Genomic DNA, 12,878 nt, shown 5'->3' with positions numbered 1-12,878 from the left:
CTCGGTAGCTGCTCCCCGCTCGCGCGGGGATGGTCCCATGTACGCCAACCGGCGCCCGGACGGCACCGGCTGCTCCCCGCTCGCGCGGGGATGGTCCCCGATCAGCGCATGATCAGCAAAAGCGCTGAGACTGCTCCCCGCTCGCGCGGGGATGGTCCCTCCCGGGCAACCCGCGCCTGCAGCTCACCCAGCTGCTCCCCGCTCACGCGGGGATGGTCCCGACAACCTGCGGCCGGTCAAGCCGGACCGTGACTGCTCCCCGCTCGCGCGGGGATGGTCCCGCTGACCGAGTGGGTGCGGGTGCTGACGGACACTGCTCCCCGCTCGCGCGGGGATGGTCCCCGATCAGCACATGATCAGCAAAAGCGCTGAGACTGCTCCCCGCTCGCGCGGGGATGGTCCCTCCCGGGCAACCCGCGCCTGCAGCTCACCCAGCTGCTCCCCACTCACGCGGGGATGGTCCCGACAACCTGCGGCCGGTCAAGCCGGACCGTGACTGCTCCCCGCTCGCGCGGGGATGGGCCCAGCCGGCCGCCCCACCCCAATCCCGAAGGGAACTGCTCCCCGCTCGCGCGGGGGTGGTCCCTCAGGGTAATTCGGGTTACCTTCACCGATAATCTGCTCCCCGCTCGCGCGGCACAGCGTGCTTCCCTATACCGATGTACGGAAGTTTGAACCAGAGACCCACGCATTACGAGACCATCAGGGATCATGTTGCATGGTGCCACCCGATGCCGCCTAGTGACGTTTTGCCTGATCAGAGCATGTGCGGCAGGCCGAGCTGTGCCACCCCATGTTGCACCGTCCAAAGGCGTCCGTCCACCGACTGCCCACCGAGAGGCCCTCCGGGCAGTGTCGAAGGTCGGATGGCAGGGCTTGGCAGCTCCCCACAAACGAGGCCTGAACGGTGATCGTGCCGAACGGATCGCTCCGGTCACCGGTGTGCTCAGACTACTGAGGCTCAGGGTGGAGTCGGTGGGGTGAGTGACAGGCCGGTGCCGGCCAGGCAGCCATCGATAAGGGCGGGTCGAAGTTGGATGTGCCGCAGTCCGCGTCGGAGGGTGCGGGTGAGATGATCCGGATCGGTGAAGGCGGTGTTCGCCGTCGGGCCACGACGCAGGAGTGACCAGATACCCTCGACCGGATTGAGGTCCGGTGCATATGAGGGCAGTTGGAAGGGTCCAGGCGAAGCTCTTGCGGGCTCCCTTGAGCGGCACGTGAAAGCAGGGCCGGTAGATCACCCTGCTCTGCTCGCCGGGCTTGTAGCAGCACAGCGCGGCCACCGAGATCCGGCGCCGGGAACGTCCCCGGACCCGGACCACGGGCGTGTGCCCACGCCGGCCCCCAGGTGCGGGCGCGCGGCGGCGTCATCGCGAACCCGGCCTCGTCCTCGAAGACGACCCAGGCCCCGAGCGCCGCCGCGGTGCTTTTACCCGCGGCCACACTCCCCCGCAAGCGGGGGTACCCCCACCTGCTTCCACAGCTCCACGGCGCGCTCGTCCCGCTCGACTGCCCGGCGGGCCGGGGCCTGCCAGGACCAGCCGTGCCGCTTCAGCAACCGCCACACGGTCGCGATCGACAGTCGCATCCGGTACCGTCGGCCGATCACCGCCTGGACCCGGACCAGCGTCCAGCGCTGGCCCTCGAACCCATGGGCGGCCGGCCCCTTGCCCAAATCCACTTCCAACTCGGCGAACTGGGCCGCCGACAACTTCGGCACGCTCGCCGAACCCGCCGAGCGCAGGGCATCCGCACCGCCCTCACGCCAGGCCCGCCGCCAACGCTCCACCGACCGCTCGCTGACCCGCAGCCCGGGCGATCACCGACGTCTTCTCGCCCGCCTCGAACCGGACCCCGGCCTCCAGCCGCACTTGTTCACGAAACGCCCGCCGCTCAGCGGTCAGGCCCCCACCCTGCGCGTACCGCATACCACCGGCATACCGCAGGGATCACTACCTGTCACCACCGACAACAAAACGAAGATCTCAGTAACCATCAGCTGAGGTCAGCAAAAGTCAGCATCAGTCCGAGCACACCCTCACAGACGTGCGCACACCTGCGAGCTCGGCTCACGACAGGTCGACCCTGCGCTGATGCCGCGAAGAGGTCCGACCGGGCCGCAGCGCTCAGGACAGCCACGCCATGCTGACCCCTTTACTCGCACCCATTCGCCCCGATATCATCCGTTTACCGGATGGTTGACACGCCACTGCGTGTGCGGTCAGGACGGCAGGGTGATCGACTGGGCGTGGTGGAAGACGTTCGCCTCGTCCCAGGTCTTCTTCACGCACTGCAGGCGACTGTAGTTCTGCTTGTAGTACAACCACTGGTATGCCGGGTGGGGCTGGCCGGCCACGCCGAGGTCGACGTCCGGGTAGTTGACGTAGGCGCCGTCGGTGTCGGTGTCGATCTCCGGGATGCCGCCGGTCGCCTGGTAGACATCCCGGTACAGGCCCGCGAGGTAGGCGAGGTGGGCCGCGTCCTCGGCCGGATCGGTCCAGTACGTCTGGTACTGCAGCTTCATGATCGAGTCGCGCTGCGGGACGGCCGTCTCCGCGGGATCGTGCGCGTTGATCCGGCAGCCGTACGAGTCGATCTGGACCAGCGTCTGGGTGAGGTCGACGTCGGGCACGTCCTTGGTCAGCCACGACCAGAAGGCGTCGACGTGCGCCTTGGTGAACGGCGTGCGGTGGTAGGCCGACTTGTACTTGCCGCGCTGGTTGTCCCCCGAGGGGTTGAGCGTCATCGTCGCCTGGAACCACGGCATCTGCCGGCTCTTGTCCGGGTACGGCAGGAACAGGCCGCCGGCACTGTACGTCTGGACGGTGGAGGGGGTCCTCATCCCGGCCTCGACGGCGGCCAGGAACTCCTCCAGCGGCGCCGGGTCGTCCTGGTCCCACTGGCTGACCAGGACGACGTTCCCGTTCGAGCGGTGGGTCAGCTTGAGAATGGCGAACAGTCCCCGGTAGACGGTTTCCGAGGCGCTGCTGTGCCGGGCGAAGAAGGACGCGAAGTTGTCCACCAGGCGGCGGAAGTCCTCGGGCTCCTTGATCAGGTCGGCCCACGGCCAGGCGATGCTGCTCAGCCAGACCCGCGGCGGGGGCTTGGGGATGTCCTTGCGGAAGTGGTAACGCAGCACGACGCCGAAGTTCCCGCCGCCTCCGCCGGTGTGCGCCCAGAAGAGGTCGTGCTCCGGCGAGCCGCCGGGGTCGTCGTGGTGGGCCCGCATGACCTCGACGCAGCCGCCGCGGACGGTCGCCACGTCGACCTGCGCCAGGTGGTCCACCGTCAGCCCGTGCCGCCGGGAGAGCAGTCCGTACCCGCCGCCGCAGACGTGCCCGCCGGCGCCCACCGAGTAGCAGGAGCCGGCCGGGATGGTCACGCCGAACCTGCGGAAGAGCGTCGTGTAGACGTCCCAGTTGGTGGCGCCGCCGTCCACGGCGTAGGTGGTCGCGCCGTACTTGTCCGTCGCGGCGCGGACCCCGCGCATGGTGCTGAGGTCGAGGATGACGCCGTTGTCGTTGTCGACGAAGCCCTCGTAGCAGTGCCCGCCGGCCCGGACGGTCGGCCGCAACCCCTTGTCGAGCGCCGCCTCCAGCCCGGCCACCGCGTCGGCCTCGTTGCCCACCAGCCGGATGTGGTCGGGCGTGCTGGACCACCGCTGGTTGAAGCCCTGACTGAGCGTCTGGTAGCGCGAATCACCCGGGAACACGTACTGCCCCTCCGATACGACGGCCGGCTCTGCCCGTGCCGAACCCGCGCCGGCGCCCAGGCCCGCGGACTCGGCGGACATCCCCGCGGCCGCCATTCCGGCGGTGCCGAGAAATCCTCGGCGGGAGAATTCGTGACGCATGCTCAGGACCCACTTCGTCGACAGGGAGACGCTGGCAGCCGCACGCTAACACGGGCCGCGGGGGCCGTCCGGGAAGTGAATCTCTACACGAAGTAGTGTGACTGCACGCCGCCTGTACGCCGCTTTCCGCCATGGCATCGCGGGATGCGCAGGAGAGCGCCGGCAGCCCGTCCGTTCACTCGGGCCCGGCAGGGCTCACGGCCGTGGAGGTCCCGCGGCCGGCCGCTGCGGAGCGCCGCCGTCCGGGCCGCGCAGGGCCGCGGCGACCAGCCCTTCGATCTCGTCCTGCCGGACACCGCCCCCGCAGACCAGGCGGTCGAAGACCAACCCGTCGATGCAGGCCAGCAGGGTGAGGGTGCGCCCCTCGGGGTCCGGCACGCCCTGGGCGGCGACGAAGGCGCGGACGGCGGCCCGCCCGGCGTTCTCCCGGGGGACGAGGATCTCGCGCAGCTCCGGATCGCGCACGCTCTCCACGGCGCAGGCGTACCGCGCCAGGGAGCGCCGCCGCCCCTCACCGAGGAGACGACGCTCGGTCAGCGCCGCGATGCCGTGGACCAGTTCCTCGACCGTCCGGAGGGCGGGCACCTGCTCGCCCATCTCCTGCAGCTCGCCCTGATCCAGCTCGACCAGCCGCCGGACGAGCGCGGTGAGCAGCGCCTGCCGGGTGCGCAGGTACGCCGAGGTGGTGCCGAGGGGCAGCCCGGCCGCCGCGTCGACCGCCCGGTGGGTGAGTCCGCGCATGCCCGCGTCGGCCAGTACGCCGATCGCCGCATCGGCCAGGACGGTCCGGCGGTCCGGGCGCCCCGCGCCGTCCGCGCCCGCCTCGCCGCCGGCCGTCACATCCGATCTCCGGTTCTCCGCTTCACGCACCCCCTCTTTCTACACCTGTAGGAGGCCCGGGTACTGTCCTTCTACAGGTGTAGAAGGCCGACGCGGCAAGAGTCGGCGCGTCGAGGCGAGGGAGGCAGTGATGGGCGGCACGAGCGGCACCAACGGCAAGGGCAACGGGACCGCGGTCGTCGTCGGGGGCGGAATCGGCGGGCTGGCCGCCGCGATCGGGCTGCGCCTGGCGGGGTGGGAGGTCACCGTGGTCGAGCGCAGGCCGGAGCTCGACGACGCGGGGGCCGGCATCTCGCTGGCCGCCAACGGGCTGCGGGCGCTGGCCGCGCTCGGCGTGGGCGAGGCGGTGGAGGCAGCCTCGCGCCGGCAGTACAGCGGCGGCACCCGCACGCCGGACGGGCGGCGACTGGCCCGGATGGACGGCGCGGCGCTGGAACGCGAGCTGGGCGCGCCGATCGTCGGCATACCGCGCGCCGCGCTGCACCGGATCCTCCGCGCGGCGCTGCCCGCCGGGGCTCTGGTCGTCGGCACGGAGGTCACGGCCGTCGACACCTCACACGGCTCGCGGGTCAGGCTCGAGTACGGCGGCGCCGCACTCGACGCGGACCTGGTGGTGGGCGCCGACGGGATCGGAAGTGCCCTGCGCCGCCGGCTGTTCCCGGACCACCCGGGACCGGTGTACAGCGGCTCGACGGTGCTCCGGGCGATCACCGCCCACCCGGTCGAGGGGCTGGACGCCGACTTCGAGCTGACCTGGGGGCACGGCACCGAGTTCGGCCACATCGCGTTCCCGGACGGGCGCGCCGAGTGGCACGCGGTGCTCAACGCCCCGGCGGGGGTCCGCCACCGGGACCCGCTGGCCGAGCTGCGCCGGCGCTTCGCCGACTGGCACGACCCGATCCCGGCACTGCTGGCGGCGACCCGCCCGGAGGCCGTGCTGCACCACGACGTCAACGAGCTGGCGACTCCGCTGCCCTCCTTCACGGCGGGCCGGATCGCCCTGCTCGGCGACGCGGCGCACGCGATGACCCCACACCTCGGCCAGGGAGCATGCCAGGCCCTGGAGGACGCGGTCACCCTGGCCGCCGCGGTCGGGGCGGAAGCCACCGTCGAGGCCGCCCTCGACCGGTACGACGCCGAGCGGCGCCCGCGCAGCCAGGCGGTGGCGCGCGACGCCCGGCGGGCGGGCCGGATGGGACAGCAGCTCGCGCATCCGCTCGCGGTGGCCGTCCGCAACGCGGCGATCCGGCTGACCCCAGCCGGCGCGATGGTCCGCACGGCCCTCCGCCACGCCGACTGGACCCCGCCGCGCATCACGGCCGGCACCGGGCGGGACTGACCGTCCGCACGCCGACCGCCGTCCGCACCTTCGACCGCCGGTGCCCGGCCCCGGCCCGACGCCCGACGCCCGACGCCCGGCCCCGACGACGGCCGGACGTCGGGGCCGGGCCGCAGCCGCGCTCGCCACGCTTGACGGGCGAAGTGATTAGCCGCCATACTACTTTCATGACCCGGCACCACCCCGCGCACGACTCCGCCCAGGGCGCCGACCACGGCGCGCCCACGCTCGACCAGGCCCGCCGCCAGCTCAACCGGTACGGCCTCTCGGCCGACCCGCAGGCCGTCCTGGTCGCGGCGCGGCTGATGGCGGCCGGCGCGCGGCTCGGACAGGCCGGGGAGGCGCACTTCGCCCGCTTCGGACTCTCCACCGGCCGCTACCGACTGCTGGCCGACCTGGAGGACCACGGCGGCGAGAAGTCGCCGTCCCAGCTGGCGACGAGCCTCGGCGTGTCGCGGGCGACGGTGACGGGCCTGGTCGACGGGCTCGAACGCGAGGGCCTGGTCGCCCGGCGGCCGTCCACTGAGGACGGCCGCGGAAACGTGGTCGTCCTCACCGCACCCGGCGCCGAGCGCCTGCGCGAGCTGGCCCCCGAGCACTTCGCCCGCATGGAGGCCATGGTCGGCGGCCTCACCATCGAGGAGCGCACGGTGTTCCTGGACCTCCTGGCCCGACTGGTCGAGGGCATGTCCGCCCTCACCGCCGACTGACCGACCGACCGGCTGACCGGCTGACCGGCTGGCCGACCGACTCACCGACTCACCGCCGAACTCGCGCCCGACCCGCCGTCGAGGCCGCTCAAGCGCACCGGCGGACCGCTCGACCGCCCCGCCTTCACCACGCCCATGTAGTTAGCCAACTAATCACCAATGGTTAGCTACCTAATCAAACTGCCGAAGGAGTCACCCATGCCGAGGAAGACCGCCTCCCCCGCCGAGCCGCCGCCGTTCGTCCTCTGGCGCGAGGTCCTGGTCGCCTACGCGATGCCCGCCGTCATGGCCGGCATCGGCGGCGCCGCGACCGGGCAGTCCGAGCTGATGATCGCAGCGGTCACCACCATCGGCGGCACCTCCGCCGTGGTCGCCACCCTGCTCGGAGCCCGGCTGCTCCGCCGCCCGGACCGCTCCTGGACGCTCCGCCCGCCGCGTGTCGCGCTGGCCGCCGGGTTCGGCATCATCGCCGCCGCCCTCGCACTGCTGGCCGGCTGGTCCGGCGCGCACTGGCTCCCCCGGATACCGACCCTGGCGGACAGCCCGTGGCCGGCCCGGCTCCGGATCGACCTCCCGGTGTCCGCGGCCATCGCCGCCACGGTGACCACGTGGCGCTGGCGCGGCAGCCGTCCGCGCCGCCACCGGCAGCACTGACCGGACCGACCGGACCGAACCAGACCGGACCGGACCGGACCGGACGACCCACCCACCGGGACCCGCACCGGTCTCACCCCTCAGCCCACCCAGCGGACAGGTCCACCCGACCCGTCCACCGAACAACCACACACCAGAGAGGCAGACGACATGATCGTCATCATGGGCGCCACCGGCGCCACCGGCGGTGCCACCCTCGACAGCCTGGCCCGACTCGGCGTCCCGGCCCGCGCCCTCAGTCGCGACCCCGGCCGGCTCCTGGCCGGCCTGGACGACCACACCCGCGCCCTGGTCGAACCGGTGTACGCCGACGCGGGCGACCCGGACTCCCTGCGGGCGGCCTTCCGCGGCGCCAGCGGGCTCCTCCTCACCATGGCCAACGGTCCGCAGCAGGTCGAACACGAGCTGCGCGCCATCGACGCGGCCGCGGACGCCGGCGTCGAGCACATCGTCAAGGTCTCCGCACCGGCCGCCGAGCCGGACTCGCCGGTCGCCGTCTCGCGCGGCCACCACCTGGTCGAGCAGCACCTGCGCGCCTCGGGCGTCACCGCGACGGTGCTGCGGCCGTACGCGTTCATGCAGAAGCTCCTGCTCCTCGCCCCGGGCATCGCCGCAGCCGGGATGATCCACGGCGCCATGGGCACCGCACCCTGCAACTACATCGACTGCCGGGACATCGGGGACGCCGCAGCCGCGGTGCTGATCCGACCCGAGCACGCCGGCCGGACGTACGAGCTGACCGGCGGGCGCGCGTACAGCTATCCGGAGCTCGCCGCGCTCCTCGGCGCACTGCTCGGGCGGCCCGTCCGGTACATCGACCTGCCGCCCGCGGAACTGCACGCGCACCTGGTCCACCGGGCCGGGATGCCCGAGTGGCTGGCCGCCCACGTGGTCGAGATCCAGCGGCTCGCGGTGGACCGTCCGGAGCGCCCCGACGGCTCGGTCAACCGCCTGCTCGGACGCGCTCCGCGTACCCTGGAGGCATTCCTGCGCGAGCACCTCGCCCGTTTCCGCTGATCCGCAGCGGCGCGCCGGCAGCCGCCCGGAGTAGCCCGGAACGGGCGATCCGGGCGGCCGCCACCCGGAGGGAGTACCGCTCCGGTGTGGCGTGGACCACAATCCGAAACCGAACCTGACGGCCCGTCAAAATGGCTGACACTCCGTCACCATCGATTCACGAAGGCTCAGTTGCTGCCTGACGTGTCGTCAGATCGGGTTGCCCAGGGGCGAGTTGAGCGGAGTGTCGGACAGCTTCCGGTTCACCGCCCCGAGGTACCATCGGTCGGGTTGTCTGCTCCGGCCCCGGAGTGGGATCACCCGACCGAACGAACCGGGTGAGTGCTCCCACCGCCCCCAAGGGCCGGAAACCGGCGGAACCGAGGGGCCAGGACGAGGAGCGCACGGCTGCCATGACAGCTGAACCGAGCCAGACCCAGACGGAGCAGGCGCCGCAGGCACCGCAGGCCCCCGACGCCGGGCCGGCCGCGACCCCGGCGGGGTGCGCGGCACCCGCGGCAGTCACCGCACCCGCGGCAGTCACGGCAGGCACAGCAGTCGCAGCCCCGGCCGGAGCCGAAGCACCCGCCGAGCCCGCCGAGGCCGCCCAACCCGCACGCGCGCTGTTCCCCGGTCGGCAGGCCCCCGGCCCACGCACCCTGGTCGACGTCCTGGACGCCACGGTCCGCAGCCACCCCCACGAGGCGGCACTGGACGACGGCCGCACCGTGCTCAGCTACCGGGCGCTCGCCGCCGAGGTCGAGCAGCTGCGCCGCCGGCTCGCCGCCGCCGGGATCGGCACCGGCGACCGGGTCGGCATCCGCGTCCCCTCCGGCACCAACGACCTCTACGTTGCCATCCTCGCCGTGCTGGCCGCCGGGGCGGCCTACGTCCCGGTGGATGCCGAAGACCCGGACGAGCGCGCCCAGCTGGTCTTCGAGGAGGCCGCCGTCGGCGCCGTTCTCGGCGCCGACCGATCACTCACCGCCATCGGGCCGTCGCGCCCCGCCACCACCGCGGGCCGGCCGACCCCGGCGGACGACGCCTGGATCATCTTCACCTCCGGCTCCACCGGCCGCCCCAAGGGCGTCGCCGTCACCCACCGCAACGCGGCCGCCTTCGTCGACGCCGAGGCCGCGCTCTTCCTCCAGGACGAGCCGATCGGCCCCGGCGACCGCGTCATGGCCGGTCTCTCCGTCGCCTTCGACGCCTCCTGCGAGGAGATGTGGCTCGCCTGGCGCCACGGCGCCTGCCTGGTGCCCGTCCCCCGCTCCCAGGTGCGCAGCGGTGCCGACCTCGGCCCTTGGCTGGCCGAGCAGGAGATCACCGTCGTCTCGACCGTGCCGACGCTGGCGGCGCTCTGGCCGGCCGAGGCGCTGAACGAGGTCCGGCTGCTGATCTTCGGCGGCGAGGCATGCCCGCCCGAGCTGGTTCAGCGGCTGGTCACCGAGGGCCGCGAGGTCTGGAACACCTACGGGCCGACCGAGGCCACCGTGGTCGCCTGCGCGGCGCTGCTGACCGGCGACGGCCCGGTCCGGATCGGCCTGCCGCTGGACGGCTGGGACCTCGCCGTGGTCGACGAGGCCGGCGAGCCGGTCGCCGCGGGCGCCACCGGCCAGCTGGTGATCGGCGGCGTCGGCCTGGCCCGCTACCTGGACCCGGAGAAGGACGCCGAGAAGTACGCCCCGCTGCCGTCGCTCGGCTGGGAGCGCGCCTACCGCAGCGGCGACCTCGTCCAGGCCGACCCGGCCGGTCTGCTCTTCCTGGGGCGCGCCGACGAGCAGATCAAGCTCGGCGGGCGCCGGATCGAGCTCGGCGAGGTCGACGCCGCCCTGCAGGCGCTGCCCGGCGTCGCCGGTGCGGCGGCCGCCGTCCGGACCGCGCGCGGCGGCAACCAACTGCTGGTCGGCTACCTGGTCACCAAGGACGGATGGGACCGCGAGGCCGCCGTCGAGCGGCTGCGCGCCGAGCTGCCCGCCGCCCTGGTGCCGCTGCTCGCCCCGGTCGACTCGTTGCCCACCCGCACCTCCGGCAAGGTCGACCGCAACGCCCTGCCCTGGCCGCTGCCCGATCTGGACACGGCCGGCCCGACCGAGCAGCTCTACGGCACCGAGGCCTGGCTGGCCGAGCAGTGGACCGAGATCCTCGGGGTGCCGGTGAGCGGGCCGCGCGAGGACTTCTTCGCCATCGGCGGCGGCAGCCTGGCCGCCGCCCGGCTGACCACGCTGCTGCGCACCCGCTACCCCAACGTCGCCGTGCTGGACCTCTACCAGCAGCCGACGCTGCGCAAGCTCGCCCGCCACCTGGAACGCACCGCAGCGCAGGGCGGCGAGGCACGGACCGTCGCGCCGGTGCCCACCCGGGCCAAGCTGCTCCAGCTGCTCCTGCTGATCCCGCTCTTCACCGTGGTCGGGCTGCGCTGGAGCGTCGCGCTGGTGGCGCTCGGCAACGTGCTCTCCTGGTTCGGCGACTACCCGTGGGCGCCCACCGCCTCCTGGTGGGCGGTCGGCGCGGGCGCGCTGGCGCTCTTCAGCCCGGCGGGCCGCCTCGCGATCGGGGCCGGCGGCGCCCGGCTGCTGCTGCGCGGCCTGCGCCCCGGCAGCTACCCGCGCGGCGGCTCCACCCACCTGCGGCTCTGGGCGGCCGAGCGGCTCGCGGAGGCCAGCGGGGCCACGTCGCTCTCCGGCGCGTGGCTGACCCGCTACGCCCGGGCGCTCGGCGCCAAGGTCGGTCCGGAGGTGGACCTGCACTCCCTGCCGCCGGTGACCGGCATGCTCAAGCTCGGCCGGGGCTGCGCAGTGGAGGCCGAGGTCGACCTCTGCGGCTACTGGCTGGACGGCGACCGGCTCGAGGTCGGCCAGGTCAAGGTCGGCTCCGCCGCGGTGGTCGGCACCCGGTCGACGCTGCTGCCCGGCGCCCGGATCGGCAAGCGGGCCCAGGTCGTCGCCGGCTCCAGCGTCACCGGGCACGTCCCGACCGGACAGCGCTGGGGCGGTGCGCCCGCCGTCAAACTGGGCCGCGCCGAGCGCACCTGGCCCAAGGAGCGCCCGCACCGCCGGGCCCGCTGGGCCGCGCTCTACGGCGCGAGCGGCGCCGCGCTGGGCCTGCTCCCCGTGCTTCCGGCGATCGCCGGGCTGGCCGTGCTGAGCCGCTTCGTCCACCCGGGCGAGGGGCTCGCCGCCGCGCTCGGCGCTGCCCTGCTCGGTCTGCTGCCGGCCACCCTCGCCTACGGCGCGGTCTACGCGGCGCAGCTCGTCGCGGCCGTCCGGCTGCTGAGCACCGGGCTGGCACCGGGGACGCACCCGCTGCACGGGCGGATCGGCTGGCAGGCCTGGACGGTGACCCAGCTGATGGACCAGGCCCGCGAGGTCCTGTTCCCGCTGTACGCCGGACTGGTCACGCCGCTGTGGCTGCGGGCGCTGGGCATGAAGGTCGGCCGCGGCGCCGAGGTCTCCACGGTGCTGGCGCTGCCGAGCCTGACCACCGTCGGCGACGGCGCCTTCCTGGCCGACGACACCCTGATCGCCCCGTACGAGCTGGGCGGTGGCTGGGTGCGGCTCGGCGAGGCGAAGGTCGGCGAGCGGGCCTTCCTCGGCAACTCCGGGATGACCGCGCCGGGCCGCTCGGTGCCCAAGCGCGGCCTGGTCGGCGTGCTCTCCGCGACCCCGGCGAAGGCCAAGAAGGGCAGCTCCTACCTGGGCATGCCGCCGATGAAGCTGCCGCGGGCGGCCGACGAGGCCGACCAGAGCCTCACCTACGAGCCGCCGGCGCGGCTGCTCTGGGCCCGCGGGCTGGTGGAGCTCGGCCGGCTGCTGCCGGTGCTGGCGTCGGGCGCGCTCGGCGCGCTGACCCTCGCGGCGCTCTCCTGGCTGACGGCGGCCTGGTCGCCGGTGGCGGCGCTGCTGCTCTCGGGCCTCGTGCTGCTGGCCGCCGGCGGTGCGGCCTGCCTGGTCGCGGTGGCCGCGAAGTGGCTGCTGGTCGGCCGGTTCCGGGCGGTCGAGCACCCGCTGTGGAGCGGCTTCGTCTGGCGCAACGAGCTCGCCGACACCTTCGTCGAGGTGCTGGCGGTGCCGTGGCTGGTCGGCGCGGTGCCGGGCACCCCGGTGCTCAACCTCTGGCTGCGGGCGCTCGGCGCCGGCGTCGGCCGGGGCGTCTGGTGCGAGAGCTACTGGCTGCCCGAGGCCGACCTGGTCACCCTCGGCGACGGCGTGAGCATCAACCGGGGCTGCGTGGTGCAGACCCACCTCTTCCACGACCGGATCATGCGGATGGATACTGTGGTCCTCCGCGAGGGCGCCACCCTGGGCCCGGGCGGCATCGTGCTGCCCGGCAGTACGGTGGGCGCGCGCAGCACGCTGGGCCCGGCCTCCCTGGTGATGCGCGCCGAGTCCGTTCCCGCGGACACCCGGTGGCTGGGCAATCCGATCGAGGTGTGGCAGACCACCTCGTGACCGGCCCGGTCGCCCCGGCACCCGCCGGATCCGTC

Annotated in this window: 7 protein-coding genes, 2 pseudogenes and 1 CRISPR repeat array (1 of these 10 cut by a window edge); of the genes and pseudogenes, 5 read left to right on the top strand and 4 right to left on the bottom strand. The window is 73.7% G+C overall.

From position 1 onward, the window contains the following. Window positions 1-637: direct repeats of the CRISPR family, unit length 19 nt; unit sequence CTGCTCCCCGCTCGCGCGG (it extends 1,708 nt beyond the left edge of the window). A gap of 324 nt (window positions 638-961) precedes the next feature. The 4 genes and pseudogenes from MCM47_RS05995 to MCM47_RS05980 form a co-directional block, all read right to left on the bottom strand. Further along, window positions 962-1,371, bottom strand: a pseudogene (locus MCM47_RS05995) (DDE endonuclease). Then, window positions 1,368-1,928: pseudogene (locus tag MCM47_RS43975) on the bottom strand (winged helix-turn-helix domain-containing protein). Before MCM47_RS43975 ends, MCM47_RS05995 begins: the two co-directional pseudogenes overlap by 4 nt. Before the next feature lie 293 nt (window positions 1,929-2,221). Continuing rightward, entirely contained in the window at window positions 2,222-3,712 is a 1,491-nt protein-coding gene (locus tag MCM47_RS05985) for a BBE domain-containing protein (RefSeq protein WP_238859248.1), read from the bottom strand. Between the two features lie 336 nt (window positions 3,713-4,048). Beyond that, the gene (locus MCM47_RS05980; RefSeq protein ID WP_374209092.1) at window positions 4,049-4,693 is read right to left on the bottom strand and encodes a TetR/AcrR family transcriptional regulator; all 645 of its coding nucleotides are present in this window, start codon (window positions 4,691-4,693) and stop codon (window positions 4,049-4,051) included. A 130-nt stretch (window positions 4,694-4,823) separates the two neighbouring features. Here MCM47_RS05980 and MCM47_RS05975 point away from each other — a divergent pair, with 130 nt between their 5' ends. The 5 genes from MCM47_RS05975 (at window position 4,824) to MCM47_RS05955 (ending at window position 12,843) form a co-directional block, all read left to right on the top strand. Further along, window positions 4,824-6,032 (top strand): FAD-dependent monooxygenase, encoded by a 1,209-nt coding sequence (locus MCM47_RS05975; RefSeq protein ID WP_238859247.1) that lies wholly within the window; start codon window positions 4,824-4,826, stop codon window positions 6,030-6,032. 167 nt (window positions 6,033-6,199) lie between these two features. Continuing rightward, window positions 6,200-6,742 (top strand): MarR family winged helix-turn-helix transcriptional regulator, encoded by a 543-nt coding sequence (locus MCM47_RS05970; RefSeq protein WP_238859245.1) that lies wholly within the window; start codon window positions 6,200-6,202, stop codon window positions 6,740-6,742. Window positions 6,743-6,940: 198 nt separating this feature from the next. Next, window positions 6,941-7,396 (top strand): hypothetical protein, encoded by a 456-nt coding sequence (locus tag MCM47_RS05965; RefSeq protein WP_238859243.1) that lies wholly within the window; start codon window positions 6,941-6,943, stop codon window positions 7,394-7,396. A 150-nt stretch (window positions 7,397-7,546) separates the two neighbouring features. Continuing rightward, entirely contained in the window at window positions 7,547-8,413 is an 867-nt protein-coding gene (locus tag MCM47_RS05960; RefSeq protein ID WP_238859241.1) for an NmrA family NAD(P)-binding protein, read from the top strand. A gap of 392 nt (window positions 8,414-8,805) precedes the next feature. After that, window positions 8,806-12,843: a Pls/PosA family non-ribosomal peptide synthetase gene (locus MCM47_RS05955; protein WP_238859239.1), complete on the top strand. Its 4,038-nt coding sequence runs from the start codon at window positions 8,806-8,808 to the stop codon at window positions 12,841-12,843. Window positions 12,844-12,878 lie beyond the last annotated feature (35 nt).

The sequence above is a fragment of the Kitasatospora sp. A2-31 genome, assembly GCF_022288725.1.
Taxonomy (GTDB): Bacteria; Actinomycetota; Actinomycetes; order Streptomycetales; family Streptomycetaceae; genus Kitasatospora.
This window is presented reverse-complemented; position numbering and strand designations above follow the sequence as displayed.

Bases quoted from the DNA above. Each gene is read 5' to 3' on its own strand.
- MCM47_RS05960 (WP_238859241.1), top strand. From the start codon at position 7,547: ATGATCGTCATCATGGGCGCCACCGGCGCCACCGGCGGTGCCACCCTC.
- MCM47_RS05975 (WP_238859247.1), top strand. From the start codon at position 4,824: ATGGGCGGCACGAGCGGCACCAACGGCAAGGGCAACGGGACCGCGGTC.
- MCM47_RS05965 (WP_238859243.1), top strand. From the start codon at position 6,941: ATGCCGAGGAAGACCGCCTCCCCCGCCGAGCCGCCGCCGTTCGTCCTC.
- MCM47_RS05970 (WP_238859245.1), top strand. From the start codon at position 6,200: ATGACCCGGCACCACCCCGCGCACGACTCCGCCCAGGGCGCCGACCAC.
- MCM47_RS05955 (WP_238859239.1), top strand. From the start codon at position 8,806: ATGACAGCTGAACCGAGCCAGACCCAGACGGAGCAGGCGCCGCAGGCA.